At 40.0% G+C, this 24,495-nt stretch carries 22 protein-coding genes and 1 tRNA gene; 20 read left to right on the top strand and 3 right to left on the bottom strand.

Going from position 1 to position 24,495, the window contains the following annotated elements:
- The first annotated feature begins 5 nt into the window (after nucleotides 1-5).
- From sdhB to N1I87_RS13050, 3 genes are all read left to right on the top strand, one after another.
- The gene (sdhB, locus tag N1I87_RS13060; RefSeq protein ID WP_003355568.1) at nucleotides 6-770 is read left to right on the top strand and encodes a succinate dehydrogenase iron-sulfur subunit; all 765 of its coding nucleotides are present in this window, start codon (nucleotides 6-8) and stop codon (nucleotides 768-770) included.
- A gap of 525 nt (nucleotides 771-1,295) precedes the next feature.
- Entirely contained in the window at nucleotides 1,296-1,520 is a 225-nt protein-coding gene (locus N1I87_RS13055; protein ID WP_270583742.1) for a helix-turn-helix domain-containing protein, read from the top strand.
- Nucleotides 1,521-2,141: 621 nt separating this feature from the next.
- The gene (locus N1I87_RS13050) at nucleotides 2,142-2,303 is read left to right on the top strand and encodes a hypothetical protein (RefSeq protein WP_327805421.1); all 162 of its coding nucleotides are present in this window, start codon (nucleotides 2,142-2,144) and stop codon (nucleotides 2,301-2,303) included.
- 463 nt (nucleotides 2,304-2,766) lie between these two features.
- Here the strand turns inward: N1I87_RS13050 and N1I87_RS13045 are convergent, their stop codons facing one another.
- On the bottom strand, nucleotides 2,767-3,969 hold the full coding sequence (locus N1I87_RS13045) for a transposase (protein ID WP_096550413.1): 1,203 nt from the start codon (nucleotides 3,967-3,969) through the stop codon (nucleotides 2,767-2,769).
- Nucleotides 3,970-4,888: 919 nt separating this feature from the next.
- On the opposite strand from N1I87_RS13045, the gene N1I87_RS13040 reads away from it, so the two are divergent.
- The 8 genes from N1I87_RS13040 to N1I87_RS13005 all read left to right on the top strand — a co-directional run bounded on the left by N1I87_RS13040 (nucleotide 4,889) and on the right by N1I87_RS13005 (nucleotide 10,872).
- Complete coding sequence (locus N1I87_RS13040; protein WP_341101333.1) at nucleotides 4,889-5,254, top strand: PadR family transcriptional regulator; 366 nt, start codon at nucleotides 4,889-4,891, stop codon at nucleotides 5,252-5,254.
- Nucleotides 5,220-5,888, top strand: coding sequence for a hypothetical protein (locus N1I87_RS13035; protein ID WP_341102174.1), 669 nt, complete (start codon nucleotides 5,220-5,222; stop codon nucleotides 5,886-5,888). Before N1I87_RS13040 ends, N1I87_RS13035 begins: the two co-directional genes overlap by 35 nt.
- A gap of 679 nt (nucleotides 5,889-6,567) precedes the next feature.
- Entirely contained in the window at nucleotides 6,568-7,383 is an 816-nt protein-coding gene (racE, locus tag N1I87_RS13030) for a glutamate racemase (RefSeq protein ID WP_048624508.1), read from the top strand.
- Nucleotides 7,384-7,467: 84 nt separating this feature from the next.
- Nucleotides 7,468-8,535, top strand: coding sequence for a GerMN domain-containing protein (locus N1I87_RS13025; protein WP_341102171.1), 1,068 nt, complete (start codon nucleotides 7,468-7,470; stop codon nucleotides 8,533-8,535).
- Nucleotides 8,536-8,731: 196 nt separating this feature from the next.
- Nucleotides 8,732-9,502, top strand: coding sequence for a ribonuclease PH (gene rph, locus N1I87_RS13020; RefSeq protein ID WP_341102168.1), 771 nt, complete (start codon nucleotides 8,732-8,734; stop codon nucleotides 9,500-9,502).
- Complete coding sequence (locus N1I87_RS13015) at nucleotides 9,502-10,110, top strand: XTP/dITP diphosphatase (protein ID WP_341103391.1); 609 nt, start codon at nucleotides 9,502-9,504, stop codon at nucleotides 10,108-10,110. Before rph ends, N1I87_RS13015 begins: the two co-directional genes overlap by 1 nt.
- The gene (locus tag N1I87_RS13010) at nucleotides 10,107-10,595 is read left to right on the top strand and encodes a metallophosphoesterase (RefSeq protein ID WP_048623786.1); all 489 of its coding nucleotides are present in this window, start codon (nucleotides 10,107-10,109) and stop codon (nucleotides 10,593-10,595) included. The genes N1I87_RS13015 and N1I87_RS13010 overlap by 4 nt, the downstream gene beginning before the upstream one ends.
- Nucleotides 10,596-10,798: 203 nt before the next feature.
- Nucleotides 10,799-10,872 (top strand) — tRNA-Arg (locus N1I87_RS13005).
- 302 nt (nucleotides 10,873-11,174) lie between these two features.
- Here N1I87_RS13005 and N1I87_RS13000 read toward each other — a convergent pair.
- The gene (locus N1I87_RS13000) at nucleotides 11,175-11,744 is read right to left on the bottom strand and encodes a manganese efflux pump MntP (RefSeq protein WP_341102166.1); all 570 of its coding nucleotides are present in this window, start codon (nucleotides 11,742-11,744) and stop codon (nucleotides 11,175-11,177) included.
- A gap of 388 nt (nucleotides 11,745-12,132) precedes the next feature.
- On the opposite strand from N1I87_RS13000, the gene N1I87_RS12995 reads away from it, so the two are divergent.
- The 7 genes from N1I87_RS12995 (at nucleotide 12,133) to yihA (ending at nucleotide 21,475) form a co-directional block, all read left to right on the top strand.
- Nucleotides 12,133-12,324, top strand: a complete 192-nt coding sequence (locus N1I87_RS12995) for a hypothetical protein (RefSeq protein WP_341102165.1) — start codon at nucleotides 12,133-12,135, stop codon at nucleotides 12,322-12,324.
- A complete protein-coding gene (locus tag N1I87_RS12990; RefSeq protein ID WP_341102162.1) occupies nucleotides 12,290-13,315 on the top strand; it encodes a tetratricopeptide repeat protein in 1,026 nt (341 codons plus the stop codon). The genes N1I87_RS12995 and N1I87_RS12990 overlap by 35 nt, the downstream gene beginning before the upstream one ends.
- Before the next feature lie 154 nt (nucleotides 13,316-13,469).
- A complete protein-coding gene (gene tig, locus N1I87_RS12985) occupies nucleotides 13,470-14,756 on the top strand; it encodes a trigger factor (RefSeq protein WP_341102159.1) in 1,287 nt (428 codons plus the stop codon).
- A gap of 261 nt (nucleotides 14,757-15,017) precedes the next feature.
- Nucleotides 15,018-16,289 (top strand): ATP-dependent protease ATP-binding subunit ClpX, encoded by a 1,272-nt coding sequence (gene clpX, locus N1I87_RS12980; protein WP_003355551.1) that lies wholly within the window; start codon nucleotides 15,018-15,020, stop codon nucleotides 16,287-16,289.
- Nucleotides 16,290-16,504: 215 nt separating this feature from the next.
- Entirely contained in the window at nucleotides 16,505-18,166 is a 1,662-nt protein-coding gene (gene lonB, locus N1I87_RS12975; protein ID WP_341102155.1) for an ATP-dependent protease LonB, read from the top strand.
- A gap of 403 nt (nucleotides 18,167-18,569) precedes the next feature.
- Nucleotides 18,570-20,894: an endopeptidase La gene (gene lon, locus N1I87_RS12970; protein WP_270583087.1), complete on the top strand. Its 2,325-nt coding sequence runs from the start codon at nucleotides 18,570-18,572 to the stop codon at nucleotides 20,892-20,894.
- A complete protein-coding gene (gene yihA, locus N1I87_RS12965; RefSeq protein ID WP_003355547.1) occupies nucleotides 20,891-21,475 on the top strand; it encodes a ribosome biogenesis GTP-binding protein YihA/YsxC in 585 nt (194 codons plus the stop codon). The genes lon and yihA overlap by 4 nt, the downstream gene beginning before the upstream one ends.
- A gap of 96 nt (nucleotides 21,476-21,571) precedes the next feature.
- Here the strand turns inward: yihA and N1I87_RS12960 are convergent, their stop codons facing one another.
- Nucleotides 21,572-22,057, bottom strand: a complete 486-nt coding sequence (locus tag N1I87_RS12960) for a LiaI-LiaF-like domain-containing protein (RefSeq protein ID WP_003355546.1) — start codon at nucleotides 22,055-22,057, stop codon at nucleotides 21,572-21,574.
- A gap of 247 nt (nucleotides 22,058-22,304) precedes the next feature.
- On the opposite strand from N1I87_RS12960, the gene hemA reads away from it, so the two are divergent.
- Together hemA and ccsA are read left to right on the top strand one after the other, a co-directional pair.
- Nucleotides 22,305-23,645 (top strand): glutamyl-tRNA reductase, encoded by a 1,341-nt coding sequence (gene hemA, locus N1I87_RS12955; RefSeq protein ID WP_048623781.1) that lies wholly within the window; start codon nucleotides 22,305-22,307, stop codon nucleotides 23,643-23,645.
- 11 nt (nucleotides 23,646-23,656) lie between these two features.
- Nucleotides 23,657-24,493 (top strand): cytochrome c biogenesis protein CcsA, encoded by an 837-nt coding sequence (gene ccsA, locus N1I87_RS12950; protein ID WP_341102151.1) that lies wholly within the window; start codon nucleotides 23,657-23,659, stop codon nucleotides 24,491-24,493.
- The last annotated feature ends 2 nt before the right edge of the window (nucleotides 24,494-24,495 follow it).

Below are 24,495 nucleotides of genomic sequence, written 5' to 3'. Positions count from 1 at the left end.
TAGTGATGAGTGAAAAGAAAACGATCCGCTTAATTGTAACTCGTCAAGACAATCCGGACTCAGCCCCTTATGAAGAAGAGTTTGAAATCCCTTACCGTCCCAATTTGAATGTAATTTCCTGCTTGATGGAAATTCGCCGCAATCCGGTCAATGCTAAAGGGGAAAAAACAACTCCGGTTGCTTGGGATATGAACTGTCTGGAAGAAGTATGCGGAGCTTGTTCGATGGTGATCAATGGAAAACCGCGTCAAGCATGTGCTGCTTTGATCGACAAATTGGAACAACCCGTTCGTCTTGCGCCGATGAAAACATTTCCGGTTATTCGCGATTTGCAAATCGATCGCAGCCGTATGTTTGATTCGTTGAAAAAAGTAAAAGCGTGGATTCCGATTGATGGAACTTGGGATCTAGGACCTGGTCCGCGGATGCCGGAGAAAAAACGTCAATGGGCTTATGAACTATCCAAATGTATGACTTGCGGTGTATGCTTGGAGGCGTGCCCAAATGTAAACAGCCATTCAAACTTTATGGGACCTGCCCCGCTATCTCAAGTGCGGTTATTCAACGCGCATCCAACAGGTGCTATGCACAAAGACGAACGTCTTGATGCTATCATGGGGGATGGCGGTCTTGCAAACTGCGGAAATGCGCAAAACTGTGTACAAGCATGCCCGAAAGGCATCCCGCTTACAACTTCCATTGCGGCGCTAAATAGAGAAACGACCATCCATTCCTTTAAAAAATTCTTCGGAAGCGATTATATGGTGTAATATCCTTCCAAAAGCCTTCAACCAAGTGTTGGAGGCTTTTTTTACAGACCTAAAGTCCAGAATAGATCATATTGCCTTAATGAGCGACAGTTAGTCAGATTCATATGTGAATTTTATATGGTGAGATGAGAATGCCCTTTTCTTTTGATGATGAGAATTTTTCGGAAAGGATTTTATACCATATTTAATCACTTGAGCTAAAACAATACCTTACATGGAATCCACATTTTAGAAGTGAATCATAAAAACGCAGTATGAGCATATAAGAATACAATGAAAGAAAAATGGTCAGGTGGGGGATTGTATTATTTTTGTCGGACAGTGATCGATCATGCTGTTCTTAAAAAAGAACGATGATGGCAGACTGAAGCGAATGTCTTAGGAGAAAAAACTATTTTTCGCCTATTTCGCAACCCTTGCCTTTGTGAAGTCACTGATATGTTGGATTTTTCATATGATATCATGACGACGCTAGACCCATCCCTTTTGTTTTAAAGCTGGCGAAGGCAAGGAGGGTAATTATAGTTGAAGGATCGCGAATTTTCACATAAACCATTGCTGACCAAAAGAGAAAAAGAAGTTTTCGAGCTATTGGTTCAAGATAAAACAACAAAAGAAATCGCCAAAGAACTATTCATCAGCGAGAAAACTGTCCGGAACCATATTTCGAATGCCATGCAAAAATTAGGTGTCAGAGGTCGTTCTCAAGCAGTAGTCGAACTCCTACGTATGGGTGAATTAAAACTATAGCGGCGACCGGCGTGTCAATGGGCATGCCGGTTGTCTGTCTGTCCATACTTAAATGCGTCAATGGACGACTATAGGTGATTTTTCGGATCATTAACAGATAAGTTCATTATTGTGCTTTCATCTATCTGTATGATCCCAACGATTTTAACACTGTACAACCAACGATTATTGAATGCGCAGTTTTTGAAGCTGTTTATTCCATAAATTTTTGAGTTTATCATGGATGAATGATTTCAAACAAGGCCAAATATTAGCAAATACCTTTTTATGAATCTTGGATCTTTATTAGACATCAATGCTTTAATCCAAGCACCAAAGGACTTGCATTTAAATGAGGGACAGCTGCTTTTCGTTGATAAGGATAATATAAATGAACCTTTTATCAACATTTGTTAGAAAGATGTTGAGAGCCGGTGAACAGAATGGAGCATTCAAGTAAATCAGTTCTTTCAGATGCTGTAGCCTTTTAGAATTCATTTGCCGTGCATCTGATGGCAGCTGTTTTTTCGAAGAGGAACAATGGACTGGCCTATGTGGAATTTTTTAACACTTCCAGTCCTATCTTTTTGTTTAGGTGTGCATTTTTTTGAAGGAAAAGCCCATCTTACAACGGAGGAATGGTTGAAAAAGGATAGAGCGAAGGGGACAACTGAAGGAGAAATTTGTGACGTAGATCGGAAAACACATGTTCAAATCACGTTTTCAATCGATCTGTGGCTTGAGATGGTGGATGGCAAAATTGTAAGCGGCTATCAGTCTAACCATTCAGCTCGATTTGTTTAAAAAGAATATATAGTCTCCTAAATAGAATGAAGAGATTGCTTCGAAATGGTGGGATTTCCTTTTGGGGCAATCTCTTGTTTTTGCGCGGTTACTTACTTATATAATTTCAATAAGATTTGGCTATGTTTTAAAATCCCCGATGTTGTGATGAATGGAAACAAATTAGTAAAAGCAGAAATAACAGGATCGTCTTTGGTATTCAGAAAACTTCTTTCTCGATCCAATTTGATCTGTGTTTATCGGATTAAAACGTAAAATGTTAATTCATTTTTATTCAAAAGCTTTTTTGTAAACAAGAGAAAAATTACGAGAAATATCATGAGCATTTTGCAAAATTAGATTTTTTGGATAAAAGTATAAAAAATAAAGCACTCGACAAATAGCTACCAGCATGTTATTTTACAAAATATTACAATAATCCTGTTTTTGGGCATACCTGCAGAATTTTTCACATTGAATTTTTTTAAGCGGCTTTCTTCCCTTTATTTTCCTTTGCCATCGCTAGCGCTGAAACAAGTAATACAATAGCGTTCAGGTAAATATGGCTCTTTACTTTCTCAATTCCCCATACATGTAGGGAGTTCGCCGTAAGGTAGCTTTTCATTCTTGAATTACAGCGTTCTACACTTGTCCTCTCGTTGTAAAGCTCTTTCCAACGTTTTGTATCACGGTGCGGATTGGAATATCGGCGCACATCCTTTTTGATGTCGACTTTTACCACCATTCCATAGTTGGAAGATGAACAGGCTGCCATTCCTAATGGGCAATCCACTTTGCCGGTTGCGTGAGGACATCTGAACTTGAGCTGGTCCTTATCAGCTCCCCAATAAGTCATTTCATAACCCATGGAACAACGCGGAGTTCCATTGGAAGAAATCCCTTCAGGAGGCTCTTTTTCGTTGCGCAAATTGAGCGGGATAATGGCTTGCGCTCCAATGTTTTTGGCTGATTCATAGTTTTTTAGTTGGTCATATCCGCCATCCATGATCAGAAATTCAATTTTGGATTTGGTACGCTCTGCCACTTGCTCTATTAATTCTGGTGCGACTTCTCCATCGTTCACATGGGCAGGGGTTACTTTTATGGCCATTGGCAGTTCGCTTGCGGTATCGACTGAAAGATGCATCTTATAGCCAAACCAGGTAATTTTATTGCCGAAGGAATCATATTTTGCGCCCCAATTGGCATTACCCGTTTGTTCACTACGCTTTTTGGGCTGTTTCTTTTCATAGGCATCAATGGCGGCACTGTCGATGGCCTGGTGGCTGCCGTCAATTATTCCTTCCTCCTGAGCTAACTGTACCAAGTCAAGGAAGATCTTTTCAGCCAGCTTTTTTTTGGTAAGTGCCGCAAAAACCCGGCTGAGAGTGGAGATAGACGGTGCGGGGCGATCAATCGATAAACCGCATTGATAACGGAAACGAAGGTCTTTATCCAATCGATGATGAAGGGCGGTAAAGGTGTCGATGCCTTCGAGTGGGGCAGCGATGAGAGCCCTTAGAATCCCTTCTCTGGAATGACCGTCAGCCCCTCGGGGTGAAGAACTTCTCAACTGTTTAGCATAAGGGCGTAAATCAAGCGAGCTAAAAAAGATAGGTAATTTCTCTTTTGACTCTAATTTTTGCAGTTCTTCAAAGGAAAATAGGCTTTCTTGTAGAATATACAAAGTGACTTCCTCCTTTTGAATTTTTTGTTGTTTCGTCACTTCAAAAATTCTACATTTTAGGGGTGAAGTCCTTTTTTATGTCTTTGAAATCCTTATGGCTCTTGGGTCAAAAAATATGCAAAATGCTCATCATAAGAAATCGAAATCATTATATTCCTATAGAAAGTGAAAATGGGTATTTATAACTCTTATGACAGAAACCCCTGCAAAGTAAGGCTTTTTGGTTAAATTTGAGACCTGTTGTTCATTTGAATAACCAATTTTCAACAAAATACACAAATATTTAACAATATTTTAACAGTATTTTTTTCCATTTTTCTGGCTGAATAAGTAATAAAAGCATAGGTAATTAGATAGAAATTTTATCCATTCTCCATCTTTTAAGAAGCATTCAAAATATATAAACTATTTGATAATAATAAGCATGTAATCGCTAACAAAAAATCATTTCTGTTAAAAATTAGTAGATATGTAAGCATAAGACTCTGTACTTTTGCTGAAGCCTATGAAACCCTTCAACAAATGTTTGAAAAACGTTATAACTAACCAAATATTGTAAACGAACAAAATAAAGGGATTCTCCCTTTCCACACAGGAGACTGAATATTCAGTCTCCTGTGTGGAGGAAATCGAACCCCTATCCATTCCAAATCCATTTCAGAGATACCCTATCTATCTTACATAACACAAAATTCTTGACGGTACCGACTATCCAACCATGTGATTACAAATTTTTCCGATTTAATAAAAATGAATCTTGATTTCTTACGTTTGTGTTGGTATACTCAAGTTACTACCTTGTTTTGCAAGTCAGTATCTTTTTTTGGTTAGGTAACTTGTTTAACAAGATACCGTGTTTGATCATGGTTCTGATCTTCCTAAGTTTTGGCAAGATAGAGGAATGTGTGGTGAATGATCTTTGTCATTAAAAAGTCAATTGCTGAAAGGAGTTTTAGAAGGATGTATTTTGGCGGTGATTGCCCGTGAAGAAATTTATGGGTATGAATTAAGCATGAAGCTGGTCGAGTATGGATTGACGTTTGTGAGTGAAGGAAGCATTTATCCGGTGCTTCTGCGCATGCAAAAAGAGAATCTTATTTCTGGAACTCTGAAAGATTCTCCGAACGGTCCAAAACGAAAATATTACCGGTTGACCGATTCAGGGCGACAACAGTTGGAAGAATTTAAAGAAAATTGGATGGACCTGAAGGTTGCAGTCGATCATATTTTGAATCAAAGGAGTGAGAACTATGACAGCAGAAGAGATGATCCAAGTAAACAATGAACGACGGAAGCAATTGAACGAGGAAAACAGGAAGTATTATGAAAACATGCTTGTTTATTTGCGGCTCAGTTCCATTCCGGAAAAAAAGACGGAGGAACTGCTGCTGGAAATGCTGGACCATTTGCTGATCGCCCAAGAAGAAGGGCGGTCGGCGGAAGACGTATTTGGCAAAAATCCGGAATCCTATTGCAAAGAAGTCGTGCAAACAATGGGCAAACAATCGTATTTCAGGTTCAGTCGTTTTGCCTTCATCTTTGGGATCGGCTTGTATATTGTTTTTTTCATAGACGGCATTTCCCGATTGATCATTTATCCTTTGTTAAACCAATTTACCGATCTGCCTCCGGTAAAAGGGTTTTCTGTTGATTATTTCTTTACACCTATTTTTATGTGTCTTGTCACCGACATTATTTTTTTGTTTCTGAGGGAATCCACGTTTAAGAAATTTAGCGTCCGCGTATTATTAGGATATGTTTTTCCTATTACGATCGCCTATTTTTTACCGCTCGTCATCTATTTTTTCTTAAAAGATATTCTGCCTGTCATTCCAATACCTGCATGGGCTAGTTTGCTGATCGGCCTTTTGCTTTGGATAATCCATAAAGTTGTGTTTAAGCATGTGGATATATCTTGACAGCTGTTTTTCTAATAAGCAAAAAGGTCATGTAAAGACGCTTTTAACAAAAGGAAGTCCCTCAACGATTGAGGAACGGATGAGTGATTAAAAATGGAAGAAAGTTGTACACATCTGGAAGAAACCGGGATGGCTTTTAACCATAAGAGTGAGTTTCTTGTCTGTTGTTTTTTGAAAAATAAGGATATTCCCGCATTGTTCCGTGAAAAAATAGGCGAATCTTCACTCTTGAAAAACAAAGTAAAAAACGAGAAAATGTTTGATAGACTGCTGAAGCTTCTTTTCTCATAGAGTTCGTTAAGAAATGAAGAAACTAGGAAACTTTTAGAGCGAAAAGAATGTCGGTTTAGGAATGAAAATTTTCATATATACATAAAGAAATAGAACAAAGAGGCATTCTCAATGGCTCATGGAGATAAAGGATTTAGTCTTTGAGTTTTGAAGCATTTCTTTTCAGAAATTGAAAAAACGAACGAAACGTTTGTAAAACGGCGCTGCCATTTGCCAATAAGAAAATATTGCGGAAGATCCGTTCGTGCCGTTTAAGGCAGAAAAAATGAAAAAAGTGTTTCAGCAGCAATGGTTTTTATCGCATATTTAGAGAGTGATCATCTAAAACGGATGACATGATCAGAAAGATGCAACCAGAAAATACAAAAGAATGAGGCGAGATACATTGATAAACAGGCCAATAGGTGTAATAGATTCCGGAGTTGGGGGTCTTACAGTTGCTATTGAGATCATGAGGCAGCTCCCTCATGAAACGATATATTATATTGGTGACACAGCCAGATGTCCTTATGGACCTAGACCCGTGGAAGAGGTCAAACAATTTACTTGGGAAATGACCCGCTATTTGCTTCGTTATGATATCAAGATGCTCGTGATCGCTTGCAATACAGCAACGGCTGCTGTTCTCGACGAGATTAGAGAAGCACTCGACATTCCGGTTATTGGAGTCATTCATCCCGGAGCGAGAGCGGCTATTAAAATGTCAAAACATTTTCGTATTGGGGTTCTAGGTACGATCGGCACCATTAAAAGCCGTGCGTATGAAAAAGCTCTTCATTCTATCAATAAGAATGTAAAGATCTTTCCGCTTGCATGTCCTAAGTTTGTTCCTTTGGTAGAAAGCGGGGAATATCATAGTGCCATGGCCAAAAAAATTGTAGCGGAAACATTGCTGCCGCTCAAAGATAAACAATTGGATACGTTGATATTAGGCTGCACTCATTATCCGCTTCTTGAACCCATTATTTCGTCATTCATGGGCGAAAATGTTGCGGTGATTAGTTCAGGAGAAGAAACAGCAAGAGAAGTGAGCGCCATATTGCATTATAAAGAACTTTTAAACATGGAGAAATCTTGTCTCCCTAATCGATTCTTTACAACTGGATCTAAAGAGCTGTTTTATAAGATCGCTTCCGATTGGCTCCAAGATCCAACGATAGATGTTTCTACGATTCGTTTAGATGAAAATGAACTCGTTTTTTAAACTGCGGCGAATTTCTTTTGGAAAACGGTCTAATTTTCCTCACCAGCTCGTATACATGTAGTACAAACTGTGTGAGGAGGTTTCATGATGGTCAAAAAGAAAACTCTCGTCGCGGCGGCTGTCATTTTATCGTCTATTTATTTGACAGGATGCGGATTGCTCGGCAGCAATGAAAAGAAAGAGAACATTGATCCACCGCAAAAAGTAACTTATTTAAAAGAGGACGGGTCCTTAAAAGAATTGCAACATCAATCTGCTCAGGACATGAAAAAAGAAGACGTAATGATGACAGATTTGTATCTGATAGATAAAAACGGTTATGTAGTATCGCAGACGCTGCCGCTTCCCAAAACGAAAAGCATCGCCAAAGAAGCGCTTGAATATCTGGTAGACGACGGGCCGGTGTCAAATATGCTTCCGAACGGGTTCAGGGCGGTGCTGCCGGCCGGCACGGAAGTACGAAGCGTTCAAATTAAAGATGGAAAGGCCATCGCGGACTTTTCTCCTGAATTTAAAGAGTACAAAGCGGAAGACGAAAAGAAAATTTTGCAGGCTATTACTTGGACGTTGACGCAGTTTGACGCGGTGAAAAAAGTCGAACTGAGAGTGAACGGCCAGCCATTAAAAGAAATGCCAGTGGATGGGACAGCGATTGATCCAAATGGATTATCCAGAAACATCGGAATTAATTGGGATGTTGAAAACGTGGTCGACATCACGAATACAAGACCGATCACCGTTTATTATTTAGCTCAAGACGGAGAGAATTATTATTACGTCCCCGTCACAAAAAGAGTGAGCAACAATAATAAAGATAATGTTACGGCGGTCGTCAATGAGCTCATCAAAGGACCAAGCCCTTCGTCTGAACTGGTAAGCGAATTTATGCCGGATGTGAAACTGATTAGTGCTCCGGTGGTGAAGGATGGAAAAGTCACATTAAATTTTAATAAATCGATTTTAGGCAGTTTCGAGGAAAAAATGATCTCCAAAAATACATTAAATCCTCTTGTGCTTTCTTTGACAGAACAGAAAGGGATTAAAAGTGTAACCGTTGAAGTGGATGGCAAGACGAACTTAGTAGACGACAAAGGAAAACCCATCAGCGAAACCGTTTCAAGGCCCGAGCATGTAAACACCGGTAGTTTCTAAAAAAATTTTTTTGGTATATTATATAATAGATCAAAACAGAGGTTGGCAAATGCCACCTCATTTTTATTGGACATATCGAAAAAGCGAAGCGACTGAAGAGTCAATAAAAAATCGTTCTCACGGTAATGGTGGAAGTTTCGGCCTTGCGGGGATTTTGCCGTGGGACAGGAGCTGCAGCTTAAAAGGAGGATCTATGGTGCGAGTAGATGGAAGACAAAAAAATGAATTAAGAGCGGTTAAGATCGATACGGATTTTTTAAAACATCCGGAAGGCTCCGTGCTTATCACCGTTGGAGATACACGGGTCATTTGCACCGCTAGTATCGAAGACCGTGTTCCCCCTTTTATGAGAGGGTCCGGTAAAGGATGGATTACAGCGGAATATTCCATGCTGCCACGGGCAACTGAGCAAAGAAATATAAGAGAATCTTCCAAGGGAAAAGTATCAGGAAGAACAATGGAAATTCAACGATTAATTGGGAGAGCTCTTCGGGCGGTTGTCGATTTGGAATCCATTGGCGAAAGAACGGTATGGATCGATTGCGATGTCATACAAGCAGATGGCGGAACACGCACCGCTTCGATTACCGGCGCCTTTGTAGCGATGGCAATGGCGTTGCATCAATTATCTATTCAAAAAGAAATGTCGACTTTTCCGGTAACCAATTTTCTGGCTGCTACTAGCGTAGGCATTTTACAAGGAGAGGGAGCTGTATTAGATTTAAATTATAAAGAAGATAGTGAAGCAATGGTGGATATGAATGTGGTCATGACTGGATCCGGAGATTTTGTAGAAATTCAAGGAACAGGAGAAGAGTCCACATTTTCCCATTCGCAGCTTCAAGAATTATTGACATTGGCAGAAAAAGGGTTGCAAGAATTGATCGACATTCAAAAGCAAGCGCTAAGCGAAATAGCAGTGAAGATAGAAAGAAATATGTCAAAAGTTGGAGAAGCAAATCGATGATGCGAGAAATTGTGATCGCCACGAAAAATAAGGGGAAAGCGCTTGAATTTGAGCAAATGTTTCAACCGTTTCAGATTCAGGTAAAAACGCTTCTTGATTTTCCTGAATTCCCGGAAATCGAGGAAACGGGTGCGACATTTGAAGAAAATGCGATCATCAAAGCGGAATCGGTCATGAAAGAGACAAAAGCCATGGTTATGGCAGATGATTCAGGTTTGGTGATTGACGCGTTAGACGGCCGGCCGGGCGTGTATTCGGCCAGATACGCAGGTCCTGAAAAAGATGATGAAGCCAATAAACAAAAGGTGTTAAGGGAATTGGAAGGAGTTCCTCTTTCGAAACGGACAGCTCGTTTTTATTGTGCTCTGGCTCTTGCAATTCCGGGACGAGAAACCATAACAGTGAACGGGACATGTGAAGGATTCATCACCTTTGAGAAAAAAGGGACAAATGGGTTCGGATATGACCCTATTTTCTTTGTCCAAGGTTATGAGCGTACGATGGCGGAATTGCTTCCAAATGAAAAAAATAAAATCAGCCACCGCGCTAAAGCGTTGGCAAAAATGAGAACGATATTGGAACAATTGGAAAGGGAAAGAGTACTATGAAGCTTCTAGTTGTAAGTGACAGTCATGGGGACACGGAAATTTTAAAAGATTTAAAAGCACGCTACGAGCAAGAGATGGATGCCATGTTTCATTGTGGTGATTCTGAACTTCCGGCAGACAGTGAAGTAATGAAAGGCTATATTGTGGTTAGAGGAAATTGCGATATGGATGATCGCTATCCTTATGATATCGTGGAAGAGATAAAGGGTAAGAGAATATTCATGACACATGGGCACCGCTACGATGTCAAAGCGTCTTTCTCGAAACTGAAACAGAAAGCAAAAGCAAACAAAGCTGATTTTGTGTTTTTCGGTCATTCTCATCAAGCGGTAGCGGAAAAAATAGGCGAAACGTTGTTTTTGAACCCAGGGAGCATTCTCTTGCCGCGAGGTAGAAAAGAAAGAACCTATGCAATCGTGGAATTGGATGGAGACGATTCGGTTGTTTATTTTTATAACGAACAACATCAGCTGTTAACGGATTGACAAGCGGCATTTAATACATAGAGAAGAACAAACTGGCAATGGTTTTGCCTTTTGTTCTTCTTTATCTGAAAAAATAATCGAATGTTCTTTTTCAACTTTTTATAAAAACGGGAAAAAATTTTTTCGGTTTGTACAAAAAAATGATTGACATTTATTTTGGATGTTAATATAATTAAAAATGTCCTTGATGAAATTGAAAAAATGTCCCAGTAGCTCAGCTGGATAGAGCAGCGGCCTTCTAAGCCGTCGGTCGGGAGTTCGAATCTCTCCTGGGACGCTAAAATTGTATAAACGCAGTATTCATGCGGTATTGTGACGTTTACATAAGCGTTAAAATAACGCTAAATGCTGCCGAGACGATGAACGTCTTGCCTAGTGAACGTTGGACGATATGTAACGTATCGTTCGACGGTAGCCGTTAAAGGAGGCTACACACAATGGCAAGGCGTTTTTTGTATGCCGGGAAAACGGCGGATAATAAAGAAGCGACCAAAATAAAAGGAAACAAAGATTTAACTTCGGCTGGAGTGTTTGAATGATTGATTAGAGCAAAATCGGAAGTGAAGTGATGCGGCATGATTACAAAATTTGATAAAATGCCACCAAGATAAAAAGAAGCCCGGAAACAAGAGATGAGTATTTACCTAATAGTTTGGAGATCGTTCCCTTTCCGATTTTATTACCAAGCCAAATCGTGATAATTCCCCATATGGTGATGCTGATTACTGTGGGCCAGATAAATAAATGATTGGAAATGGCCGCCCCGAAACCAGTGATAATATTTGAAAAGGAAAGAATGAATCCGAGAAAGATGCCTTGACGGATTCCAAGATTTTGAATCTTTATATGTTGTTTTTTACCGAAAATCAATTGATGACCGTATTCACTATAAACAATAAATAGACCAATGCTGCATAAGACACTGAATGAAACCCACGCAGCCTCCTCCGAAGAAATATATCTAGAAATAAATGATCCTAAATATACACCAACTAATGCAGTGACAAATCCAATCAAATTGACAATGAAGTTAATCCAAAAAGGAAATCGAATTTTTTTTAGACCATACGCTATTCCTACAGTCGTGTTATCCAAATTAGAACTGATTCCAATGAGATTGATAATTATAAAAAGTGTGAACCAATCCAAATTATGATCCCTCTCTTTTCGAAATGTCATATCTCCGTAAGTATAGGCATATGAACACATATCGTTTTAAAGGCTAGTCTTATCCTATGATGAAAAGATGAAATGATATAGGACAAACATAGAGGGTCATTAATGTCATAGGTAAAATTAGACTTTTGATTGGCGTTGGACAAACACTGTTGACTTCACGCCATTTTTCGTTTTGATAAAATATATGAATTTATATAAAATCATATCCGAAAGAAAAGTGCAGCTGGCAGGCATTAAGAAAAACAAGGTCGGGCATATTCAAAGTAAAATCATTATCGGCATGAACAACGCGAAAGAAAGTGGCCGATTCACAAGAAAAGTATGATAAATATGAGAGCGAGATACTGGATGGATGATCATGGAAGTCATTAAGCTTTTGTTGATAAAGTCAGCTTTAGTCGAATGTGCTGGGGAAAACTTGCCAAAGCGATTGCGAAAACGATTTCTTTTGTTTTTTCTGCGTTTCCGTGCTAAACTTATGGCAACTCCATTTGAAAAAGGCGGTTCATATAAGAATGGGCAGAAGAAAGAAAAATCTCCAAAGATTTGATAATGTTGTTGTATTGCCTGGTACACGGGAAAGATTGGTTGAAAAGGGAATCCAAGCTTTGCAGGAAAAAAATTATGAAGAAGCTTCTGATTTTCTTATAAAGGCTTTGCATTTTTCTGAGGATCCCGGTGACGATGAGATTCAAATGGCCTTGTTGCTTGCCCTTTATGAATGTGGTCAATATGATGAGGCGAAAGAATTGTGCGAAGAAATGCTTCAATTGGGAAACGGCGATTATTACGATGTAATGGATTTATACATATCAATTCTCTTTCAAATGAAGGAATATCAGCGAGCTTACATTACGCTATCTGCTCTCTGTGAGGAAAACCAAATTCCTTCCGATAAAAAAGATCATTTTGAGAAACTTCTGCAAATAAGCCGGAAAATGGCTTCTACGTCAGAGGAAAACGACTATCAGTCTGATTCTGACCGTGCACCTAAATTGTTTTACGAAGATGAATCAATTGAGCAGCAAACGTTAAAAGCGGCGGAACTAGTTCAACGAAATATTGCTCCGTATCTAGACGAGTTGATTGATATCATCGGGGATGCACATTCCCATCCATTTTTGAAAACTCTTCTCCTCAATATATTGAGGGAGAAGGGAGTGGATAAAGAAATTTCCGTTCGAAAGCTTCATTTTTCAAAACGATTGATTCCAAATCAGTTGGAAGAAGTTTTTCAAATGTCCTATTACAAACAAGTTTTAACCAAATTAGGGGAAGCCGTTTCTCAATCTAATCCCGTATTGTTTTCCCAATTAACAGAATTGGTGAATTGCCACTTTTTTCTTCTTTATCCATTCGAACCTGAGTTCAGCGTGGACACTTGGGCTGCCTGTACGCTCCAATTGGCCTGTGAATATTACGGGAAAGCGGAAGAAGCTGAAATTTTGTGTCCGCAGCTCTTCTCTCATGACGATGCTGGTCGAGAAAAATGCATGGCTTATTTGAAAGAGTTAGATGAATTTTCTGCTCCCGTCTCTTAGCTTTTTATTGAAAGACTTAGTTCGTATGTTATAATGTAATGGTTATAATATGTACTTTTCTGCTTGGCTTTCTTTTTGTACACTAAAAGTACGAAATTGATAAATGATTCATTTTTCAACTATCAACTTATAGATTTGTTGTGGAGGGAATTGTATGTCAGTGAAATGGGAAAAACTAGAAGGAAACCAAGGTGTCCTTACTGTAACGGTGGATGCCGACAAAGTGAATGAGGGATTGGACTATGCTTTCAAAAAAGTCGTCAAAACGATCAATGTCCCTGGTTTCCGCAAAGGAAAAATACCGCGTCCTCTGTTTGAAAAACGATTCGGAGTAGAATCGCTTTACCAAGACGCGCTCGATTATATCTTGCCGGAAGCTTATGCAAAAGCGGTTGAAGAATCCGGAATTGAACCGGTTGATCGTCCGGAAATCGACATCGAACAACTGGAAAAAGGAAAAGAGTTAATTTTTAAAGCAACTGTCACAGTTAAACCGGAAGTAAAACTGGGCGAGTATAAAAACTTAGAAGTGGAAAAAGTAGATACAGAAGTAACAGACGAAGATGTTGAAAATGAATTAAAAGCATTGCAAGAACGCTATGCTGAACTTGTCGTAAAAGAAGACGGCAAAGCAGAAGAAGGAGATACGGTTGTTATTGATTTCGAAGGGTTTGTTGACGGCGAGCCGTTTGAAGGCGGTAAAGCGGAAAATTATTCGCTTGAACTAGGTTCCGGCTCTTTCATTCCTGGCTTTGAAGATCAATTAATCGGAACGAAAGCAGGGGATGAAAAAGATGTGGAAGTCACATTCCCTGAAGAATACCATGCTGAAGAGCTTGCTGGAAAACCTGCCGTGTTTAAAGTGAAAGTTCATGAAGTAAAAGCGAAAGTATTACCTGAGCTTGATGATGAATTTGCAAAAGATGTGGATGAAGAAGCAGAAACGTTGGAAGATTTGAAAGCAAAAATAAAAGATCGTTTGAAACATCAAAAAGAACATGAAGCGGAACATGCATTGCAAGATGCAGTGGTTGAAAAAGCAACAGCCAATGCAGAAATCGATATTCCTGAAGTCATGATCGAAAATGAAATTGACCGGATGATGCAAGAGTTTTCTCAAAACCTTTCCGCTCAAGGAATGAACCTTGAATTGTATTATCAATTCTCCGGTCAAACGGAAGAAGATCTTCGCAATCAAATGAAAGAAAATGCTGAAACTCGTGTTCGGACAAGCTTGACGCTTGAAGCCATTGCGAAAGCAGAAAATATCGAAGCTAGCGAAGAAGATGTAGAAAAAGAATTGCAAAGAATGGCCGATCAATTTAACCTATCAGTAGAAGACATTAAGAAAGTACTCGGCGATCTGGAAAACTTAAAAGCAGATTTAAGAATCAATAAAGCAGTTGAATTTCTTGTAGAAAATGCAAAAGTTGTTGCATAATAGTAGTAAAACGGTATAAAACAAGGCGCGGGTTATACGTGCCTTGTTTTATACACCAATACATAAAATATTTTTAAAATATTTTGGTAATGAGCTCGGCATATTGCACATTATATATAACACTAAGCTTTTTATTTCGTGTCTTGTGTAAAATGTGTTAAAATGCTGTACATAACTCTTTGAGGGCTTTGAAACAACGGAACGTGGCAAAGCGAAGACTCGGCAATAATTGGTTTAAGAAGAATTGAGGGGTGAAGTAAATTGTTTAAATTCAGTGATGAGAAAGGACAACTGAAATGTTCTTTCTGTGGCAAAACACAAGACCAGGTCCGTAAGCTGGTCGCCGGACCGGGTGTTTATATATGTGATGAATGCATCGAATTGTGTACGGAAATTGTGGAAGAAGAATTGGGAACCGAGGAAGAAGTAGAGTTTAAGGATGTGCCGAAGCCGCGTGAAATCCGTGAAATTCTCGATGAATACGTCATTGGGCAAGACCAAGCGAAGAAATCTTTGGCTGTTGCTGTCTATAACCACTATAAGCGGATCAACTCCAACAGTAAAGTCGACGATGTAGAACTGGCAAAGAGTAATATTTGTTTAATCGGTCCTACTGGGAGCGGCAAGACTTTGTTAGCGCAAACATTAGCGCGCATCTTAAATGTTCCTTTTGCGATTGCCGATGCGACTTCTCTTACGGAAGCAGGGTATGTCGGAGAAGATGTAGAAAATATTCTTTTGAAACTGATTCAAGCCGCCGACTATGATGTAGAAAAAGCGGAAAAAGGAATTATTTATATTGATGAGATCGATAAAGTCGCCAGAAAATCGGAAAATCCGTCCATCACCAGGGATGTTTCCGGTGAAGGAGTTCAACAGGCTTTATTAAAGATTTTGGAAGGAACAGTGGCAAGTGTTCCGCCTCAAGGAGGAAGAAAACATCCTCATCAAGAATTTATCCAAATTGATACGACCAATATTTTGTTTATTTGCGGCGGGGCCTTTGACGGCATTGAACAAATTATCAAACGCCGTCTCGGTCAAAAAGTGATCGGTTTCGGATCGGATCCAACGAAAGGAGAAATCGAAGAAAAAGATCTGCTTTCCAAAGTGGTTCCGGAAGATTTGCTGAAGTTCGGATTAATTCCGGAATTCATCGGCCGTTTACCGGTTATCGCAAGTCTGGAACCTCTTGACGAAGAAGCGTTAATTCAAATTTTGACGAAGCCGAAAAATGCGCTCGTCAAACAATATCAAAAAATGATGGAACTTGATCATGTTGAATTAGAATTTGAACAAGAAGCACTTGTTGAAATCGCAAAAAAAGCAATCGAAAGAAAAACGGGTGCACGTGGATTGCGTTCCATCATCGAAAGCATTATGCTGGATGTAATGTTCGATTTGCCTTCAAGAGAAGATATTTCAAAGTGTATCATTACAAAAGATACTGTTTTAAATAACAGCATGCCAAAGTTAATCGGGACGGACGGAAGAATTATTCAAGAAACAGAAGAACGAAAAACGTCTGCATAACGAAGGAGCCGATATGTTCGGCTCCTTTTTCCCCTATTTATGTGAAAAAGATAAACTTCCCCGCTTCACTTGATCAAACCTGTTAACTGTTCGACGATTGAACCGTGAAAACGGTGAAAATGGTCGGCGCTAGGCGCTTTTTATTTATGTTTATTCCCCTCGTGTCCAGGAGATACTAGCCGTATATCGATGGTTAATCAGGAGGGGGATGTAATATGAATTGGACAGGTATTGCTTTAATGATTCAAATGTTTTTTGGTGTTGTCATAGGGCTGTATTTTTGGAATTTGTTGAAAAATCAACGCACCCAAAAAATATCCATTGACCGTGAATCAAGAAAGGAAATGGAACAGCTTCGGAAAATGCGGTCGATTTCCTTAACGGAGCCTTTGTCGGAAAGAGTCAGGCCTACTTCTTTTTCTGATATCATCGGACAAGAAGATGGTATAAAAGCTTTAAAGGCAGCCATATGCGGCCCCAATCCTCAACATGTCATTATTTATGGTCCTCCCGGGGTCGGAAAAACAGCGGCAGCCCGTTTGGTGTTGGAAGAAGCGAAAAAAAACCCGAAAACGCCATTTTCTCCATCGGCCGTATTTGTGGAGATGGATGCGACTACTGCCCGGTTTGATGAACGGGGAATAGCTGATCCACTTATAGGGTCTGTCCATGATCCCATTTATCAAGGAGCCGGAGCCATGGGACAAGCAGGCATTCCCCAACCGAAACAAGGAGCTGTAACCAACGCTCACGGCGGCGTCCTTTTTATAGATGAAATCGGTGAGTTGCATCCTATTCAAATGAATAAATTGTTAAAAGTGTTGGAGGACAGGAAAGTTTTTTTGGAAAGCGCCTATTATAATGAAGAAAATACACAAATTCCTGCCCATATCCATGATATTTTTAAAAATGGCTTGCCTGCTGACTTTCGATTAATTGGAGCGACGACCAGATCGCCTGAGGAAATACCGCCGGCGATTCGTTCTCGTTGTATGGAAGTGTTTTTTCGAGGATTAGAACAAGATGAGATCATCCAAGTGGCCAAAAAAGCTGCAGCAAAAGTCAAAATGAGCATGAGCGACAGTGGATTGAAAATTTTGAGCTCTTATGCACGAAACGGCCGCGAAGCCGTTAACATTGTTCAAATTGCGGCCGGCTTGGCGATAACGGAAGGCAGGAGGACCATTAAGGACAAGGATATCCAATGGATCGTTCAGTCTAGCCAAATGACGCCCCGTTATGAGCAAAAAATTAAAGATCATTCTGCAGTCGGCATTGTGAATGGTTTGGCCGTCACGGGATCGAACAGCGGGGCTTTGTTGGAAATTGAAGTGGCTGTCATCCCGGCAGCCAAAAAAGGGACACTGACGATTACTGGCATTGTCGAAGAAGAGAGTATCGGCGGTCAAGGAAAATCCATACGACGAAAAAGCATGGCAAGAGGCTCAATTGAAACTGTACTCACGGTTTTACGATCAATAGGTGTGCCTTGCCATCAATATGACATTCATGTGAATTTTCCGGGCGGAATTCCGGTGGATGGACCGTCCGCAGGAATTGCCATAGCCACCGCTATTTATTCTGCCATTTACAAGATGCCCGTTTCTCATAAGATTGCTATGACTGGAGAGATCAGCGTTCACGGGACAGTAAAGCCAATTGGAGGCGTTATGCCGAAAATAAGGGCTGCCAAACTGGCGGGTGTCGAGAAAGTGCTTATTCCGAAAGCGAACATGCAGGAAATCATCAAAGAATTCGATGGTATTACGATTATTCCTGTGGAACATATTAGCGAAGTCATTGAACAGGCGATTGAAAAGAAAGCGGATGCAGAAGGAACTATTAGGCATTGGCAAAATAATCAGGAAATGCTCTGAATTTGTTTAGGTCGTTCGTATGGCCTTCTGAAAACGGCTTAGCTTTTGGAATACAATCGAATATCCGTACTTATGTGAAGATATAATGGCAGGATCTGTGTCATTGTATGGGCTATCCCGAACGAGGAGGCGGAATGGCACTCTTTTCGGAAATCTTGTTCTTTTTGCATGGCGGAAAGAAAATTTCTATAAATGGAGCGGGGAAGTCTGCTTGCATGAAGAAAGAAACATCCGTTTTCGGCAAGCGATCATTCAGTTTCAAGACCTCCAAAGGGTTCTATTGGATTTTTCTGATTCAGCTGCATTTGATCAGAAAGAATTCCAAATGGACAGGTGTTTATAAATAAGTTAGAATTGTACAAAGATCATACGAAAGTAACATAGAGATTACGGAGGTGCCAATATGAGTGAACAAACGGTCTATTCCATCCCCCTCCTTCCGTTAAGAGGATTATTGGTTTATCCTACAATGGTTTTGCATTTGGATGTTGGCCGCGAGCGTTCGATTGAAGCGCTGGAGCGTGCCTTGATGGATAATCATTTGATTTTTTTAACGACCCAAAAAGATATGAATATAGATAATCCCTCTGAAGAGGACTTATATAGGATAGGAACGTTGACAAAAGTCAAGCAAATGTTAAAGCTTCCGAACGGAACGATCCGCGTGCTTGTGGAAGGTCTTCGACGGGGCAGAATTAAAGAGTTTTATCATGAAGAAAAGTATTTTCACGTCGTCGTTGAAACCTTTGAAGAAGAAAAAATGAAAGATATCGAAACACAAGCTTTGATGCGAACGTTGCTGGATTCTTTTGAACAGTACATAAAGATGTCAAAAAAAATTACGGCTGAAACGTTCACGACCGTTTCAGACATTGGAGAACCGGGAAGGCTTGCTGATATAATCGCTTCCCATTTGCCGATTAAAATCCATCAAAAACAAGAAATATTGGAAACAGTGGCGATCAAGGAACGGCTGCAAAAATTAATCGACATTCTCCATAACGAAAAAGAAATATTAAATCTTGAGAAAAAAATTGGACAGCGCGTAAAGCAATCTATGGAACGCACGCAAAAAGAATATTATTTGCGGGAACAAATGAAAGCTATTCAAAAAGAGTTGGGCGACAAAGAAGGGAAAACCGGAGAAGTCGAAGAGCTTACGAAACGAATTGAAGAAGCCGGAATGCCTGAACATGTAAAAGAAACAGCCATGAAAGAACTCGGCCGCTATGAAAGCATTCCGACCAGTTCGGCGGAAAGCGCAGTGATCAGAAATTATCTAGAATGGCTTATTACGATTCCTTGGTCCAAAGCAACCAAAGATGACTTAAACATAAAAAAGGCCGAACGTATATTAAACAGGGAACATTACGGCTTAGAAAAAGTAAAAGAACGGGTTTTAGAATACTTAGCTGTCCGAAAACTGACACGATCCGTTAAGGGGCCGATATTATGCCTTGTAGGACCGCCGGGTGTAGGAAAAACAAGTCTCGCTCGTTCCATCGCAGAGTCGCTTAATCGTAAATTTGTCCGCGTCTCCTTAGGCGGTGTACGGGATGAATCTGAAATTCGCGGGCATCGCCGAACTTATGTGGGGGCCATGCCAGGACGAATTATAAGAGGGATGCAAAAAGCGGGGACAATCAATCCGGTATTTCTGCTGGATGAAATTGACAAGATGTCGAGCGATTTTCGCGGCGATCCATCCGCGGCCATGCTCGAAGTACTCGATCCGGAACAAAATCATGCTTTCAGCGATCATTTTATTGAAGAACCATATGATTTGTCGAACGTGATGTTTATTGCGACAGCGAATGATTTATCAACGATTCCAGGACCATTGAGAGACCGTATGGAAATTATCAGCATTCCTGGTTATACGGAATTGGAAAAGATTCATATTGCAAAAGACCATCTTCTTCCTAAACAATTGAAAGAAAACGGATTGAAGAAGGGACAGCTGCAAATTCGAAACGATGCCATTCAAGACATTGTTCGCTATTATACAAGAGAAGCGGGTGTTCGCGGACTTGAACGGCAGTTGGCGGCCATATGCCGGAAAACGGCCAAAATGATTGTAGCCGGAGAGAAAAGGCGTGTGATCGTGACAGAAAATAATCTGGAAGAATTTTTAGGGAAAAAGATATTCCGTTATGGATCAGCGGAAAAAGTGGATCAGATTGGCGTAGCCAACGGACTTGCTTACACCCCTGTTGGTGGCGATACACTGCAAATCGAGGTTTCTTTGGCGCCGGGAAAAGGAAAGCTAGTTTTAACAGGAAAACTAGGAGATGTGATGAAAGAGTCGGCCCAAGCTGCTTTTAGCTATGTCCGCTCCAATGCGAAAGAACTGGGCATTGAAGAAGATTTCCATGAAAAATATGATATTCACATACACGTACCGGAAGGCGCCGTTCCAAAAGACGGACCTTCGGCAGGAATTACGATGGCAACTGCTCTTGTTTCTGCATTGACGAATCGCCCCGTTCATAAAGAAGTGGGAATGACGGGAGAAATAACGCTTCGTGGCAGAGTACTCCCGATTGGCGGACTGAAAGAAAAATCGTTGGGAGCTCATAGAGCGGGATTAAAAACGATTATCGTTCCTCAAGAAAACGAAAAAGATTTAGATGATATTCCGACAAGCATTCGGAAAGATTTGCATTTTGTGCTTGTTTCTCAAATGGATGAAGTGCTAAAAACGGCGTTGGCGGGTGATAACCAATGAACGTTCATGAAGCCGAATTAGTGATCAGTGCTGTCAAGCCCGAACAATATCCGAAAGAGGATCTTCCGGAATTTGCGCTTGCGGGTCGTTCAAATGTGGGGAAATCCTCTTTTATTAACAAAATGGTCAATCGCAAAAGTTTAGCCAGAACGTCATCCAATCCGGGAAAAACACAAACGCTTAATTTTTATCGAATCGAAAACAAGCTTTATTTTGTGGATGTTCCGGGCTACGGATATGCAAGGGTTTCCAAAAAAGAGAGAGAAGCATGGGGGCAAATGATTGAAACTTATTTGACGACGAGAAAACAATTGAAATTGGTGTTGCTTTTAGTGGATTTGCGCCACCCACCGACAAATGATGATGTCATGATGTACGATTTTTTAAAATACTATGATATCCCATGCATGGTCATTGCCACAAAGGCGGACAAAATTCCAAGAGGAAAATGGCAAAAACATGTGAAGCAAGTCAAACAGACATTGAAATTCGATCCGGCTGATGAAATCATCATTTTTTCTTCGGAGACCGGAGAAGGAAAAGATAAGACTTGGAATCTTCTTGAAGCCTATTTGCGTTAATTCGGAGTCGTTATAAGCAGCGTCTTGCGATTTTAGCATTGCTGTGTTTCTGTTTAAAGGTTTCAAAATGTCAATAAGGAGGCATGCATTGCCTCCTTATTTTCGTTTTACAAATAATAAGTAAGCTCCTACTAGAATGAGCAGTATTGGCCAAAAATGCCATAAATCTTCTTGCCCGCTCCTCAGTAATCCAAGCCAAGCAATGACATTTTGATAAAAGAGCGACAATAGGGCAAGAATGAAAAATAACATACTGTATAGGAAGCCCTCTTTTGTTTTTTGAGATTGAAGAAAGAAACCGATGGCGATGATCAAAACAAAAATTCCGATCTGATCAGGCCAATTTGGAAACTGACGAACAAGATGAAAATGGATGCCAAAACCTGTCAAAATAACGCCAGGCAGAATAAACTGATAGTCTTGTCCGCCATAAGCTTGAAAAAGAAAAGCCAATCCAACAATTAAGAGAATGGTCGGCCAAGTAAAAAAGCCATCGAATAATAGGATATTGGATTTTTGCAGATAAAAATAAGCTCCAAATCCCATTAAAATGATCCCTGGGAAAAAACGCTGTTGTTTCATTCGTAAATCCATTCCTTTCGAAAAGGTCAATGATTTGATTCTTTCGGGATAGTTTGGTATTGTAAACTTGGAATTAAAAATAAATATAATATGATAATTATTATAAAAATGGATGTCTTTCCATTTAGCCATTTTAAGGGTAAAACTAATATCTATGTTACCATATGTTCATAATTTTTTGATTCAGTAATTTTTGAACATGGTATAATAAAAATAGTATTGATTTTTGGGGGTGTCACTGTCGGCCATGCATATCATAGTAGCAGGACTTCACTATAAAACGGCCCCAGTCGAAATAAGAGAACGGCTTACTTTTGACGCAAATGATCTGGATGAAGCGCTTCGCACGCTGAAAAACAAAAAAAGCATTCTGGAAAGCGTCATTCTTTCTACTTGCAACCGGACGGAGATTTATGCGGTCGTAGATCAAATTCATACTGGACGCTATTATATAAAGGAATTCCTTTCCGAATGGTTTCATATCGAAATGGATGAATTCGCGCCGTTTCTCTTTGTTTATGAAGAAGCGGACGCGGTTGAACATCTTTTTAAAGTAACGTGCGGTTTAGATTCTATGATTGTCGGGGAAACGCAGATTCTCGGACAGGTACGCGATAGTTTTCTGCAAGCACAGCGTTCTGAAGCGACTGGAACGATTTTTAATCAATTATTTAAACAAGCGGTTACATTGGCTAAAAAAGCTCATTCTAAAACAGAAATTGGAGCGAATGCCGTTTCCGTCAGTTATGCCGCCGTGGAACTGGCGAAAAAAATATTTGGAAACTTAAACGGCAAACATGTATTAATTCTCGGTGCGGGAAAGATGGGGGAATTGGCCCTTAAAAATCTGCAAGGAAGCGGAGCGACGAAAGTAACGGTCATCAACCGTACGTTCGAAAAAGCTGCCTCGTTAGCGGAGCGATTTTCGGGGACGGCGAAAGAACTGCGGGAATTGCAATGTGCTCTTTTAGAAGCGGATATCCTCATCAGTTCAACCGGATCAAATGACTTTGTTATTTCGAAGGATATGATGTCCGGAGTCGTTAATTTGAGAAAAGGACGGCCTCTCTTCATGGTCGATATAGCGGTTCCGCGGGATATCGATCCGGAAATTCATGAGCTTGAAAATGTCTTTTTGTATGATATTGATGATTTGGAAGGCATTGTAGAAGCGAATATGGCAGAGCGGAAAAAAGCAGCTGAAAAAATCATGATCATGATAGAAGAAGAAATTTCGGAATTTCATGAGTGGCTGAATATGCTTGGTGTGGTGCCTGTTATTGCGGCGCTTCGGAAAAAGGCGCTTGCCATACAAGCAGAAACGATGAAAAGCTTGGATAGAAAGCTACCCGATTTGACCGACCGTGAACGGAAGATTATTAATAAACATACAAAAAGCATTATTAACCAGTTGTTAAAAGATCCAATCCTGCAAGCGAAAGAATTGGCAGGACAAAAGGGCGCTAAAGAGAAATTGGAGTTTTTCACAAAAATCTTTAATATTGAGGAACAAGTGATAGCAGAAAATCAGCAGAAAGCAGAAGACGTAAAAACGGGGGCCATCGTGGCTTCTTCTTATCAAGTGTAAGGGGTTCATTTATGGCTTTTGTACACGGTATGACAAGATTGCATGAACTCATGATTCTATTGTATGCGGTCAGTATTTTGCTCTACTTCATCGATTTTCTTCATCGAAATCGGAAGGCGAATTCGTTCGCCTTCTGGACTTTAGCGATTGTTTGGGTGCTTCAAACAATTTTTTTGTTTCTTTATATGTTCAAGACAGGAAGGTTTCCGGTCCTGACCATTTTTGAAGGGCTTTATTTTTATGCATGGGTGTTGATCACATTTTCATTATTGATCAATCGGTTTTTACGAATGGATTTTTTGGTGTTTTTCACCAATATACTTGGGTTTGCCATTATGGCGATTCATACATTTGCGCCTATGCAAATGCAATCGGACGCAATGGCAGAAAGATTAGTCTCTGAGCTTTTGCTGATTCATATTATAATGGCGCTGCTTTCTTACGGGGCTTTTTCACTGTCCTTTATTTTTTCGTTGTTATATTTGCTGGAGTATCGGCTTTTGAAAGAAAAAAAGTGGAGTCAGTGGTTGTGGCGGATTGGCGATTTGACGAAGCTTGAGCAGCTGTCCTATGTATTAAATGCAATTGGCGTGCCAATGCTTCTATTGTCGTTGATTTTAGGGCTGCAATGGAAATTCACAAAACTCCCTAATGTGGAATGGTATGATCCAAAAATTATCAGTTCTTTTATTTTATTGATTGTTTACAGCATGTTCCTTTACTTTAAAGTTCGGAAAAACAAGCAAGGAAAAGCGCTCGCTTTATTCAATACAGCTGCGTTTCTCATTGTACTTATCAACTTCTTTTTAGTCAGCCGCTTATCGGCATTTCATTTTTGGTATATGTGATT

Origin of the sequence: Bacillus sp. FSL W8-0102, assembly GCF_038007225.1 — a bacterium.
Taxonomy (GTDB): Bacteria; Bacillota; Bacilli; order Bacillales; family DSM-4216; genus Bacillus_O; species Bacillus_O smithii.
Note: the sequence above shows the minus strand (reverse complement) of the source record. Positions and strands in the feature narration are given on the sequence as shown.

Bases quoted from the DNA above. Each gene is read 5' to 3' on its own strand.
- N1I87_RS12995 (WP_341102165.1), top strand. From the start codon at position 12,133: ATGGAAGTCATTAAGCTTTTGTTGATAAAGTCAGCTTTAGTCGAATGT.
- lonB (WP_341102155.1), top strand. From the start codon at position 16,505: ATGAATTGGACAGGTATTGCTTTAATGATTCAAATGTTTTTTGGTGTT.
- ccsA (WP_341102151.1), top strand. From the start codon at position 23,657: ATGGCTTTTGTACACGGTATGACAAGATTGCATGAACTCATGATTCTA.
- N1I87_RS13025 (WP_341102171.1), top strand. From the start codon at position 7,468: ATGATGGTCAAAAAGAAAACTCTCGTCGCGGCGGCTGTCATTTTATCG.
- N1I87_RS12990 (WP_341102162.1), top strand. From the start codon at position 12,290: ATGGGCAGAAGAAAGAAAAATCTCCAAAGATTTGATAATGTTGTTGTA.
- yihA (WP_003355547.1), top strand. From the start codon at position 20,891: ATGAACGTTCATGAAGCCGAATTAGTGATCAGTGCTGTCAAGCCCGAA.
- tig (WP_341102159.1), top strand. From the start codon at position 13,470: ATGTCAGTGAAATGGGAAAAACTAGAAGGAAACCAAGGTGTCCTTACT.
- N1I87_RS13015 (WP_341103391.1), top strand. From the start codon at position 9,502: ATGCGAGAAATTGTGATCGCCACGAAAAATAAGGGGAAAGCGCTTGAA.
- sdhB (WP_003355568.1), top strand. From the start codon at position 6: ATGAGTGAAAAGAAAACGATCCGCTTAATTGTAACTCGTCAAGACAAT.
- N1I87_RS12960 (WP_003355546.1), bottom strand. From the start codon at position 22,057: ATGAAACAACAGCGTTTTTTCCCAGGGATCATTTTAATGGGATTTGGA.
- N1I87_RS13010 (WP_048623786.1), top strand. From the start codon at position 10,107: ATGAAGCTTCTAGTTGTAAGTGACAGTCATGGGGACACGGAAATTTTA.
- hemA (WP_048623781.1), top strand. From the start codon at position 22,305: ATGCATATCATAGTAGCAGGACTTCACTATAAAACGGCCCCAGTCGAA.
- N1I87_RS13035 (WP_341102174.1), top strand. From the start codon at position 5,220: ATGACAGCAGAAGAGATGATCCAAGTAAACAATGAACGACGGAAGCAA.
- lon (WP_270583087.1), top strand. From the start codon at position 18,570: ATGAGTGAACAAACGGTCTATTCCATCCCCCTCCTTCCGTTAAGAGGA.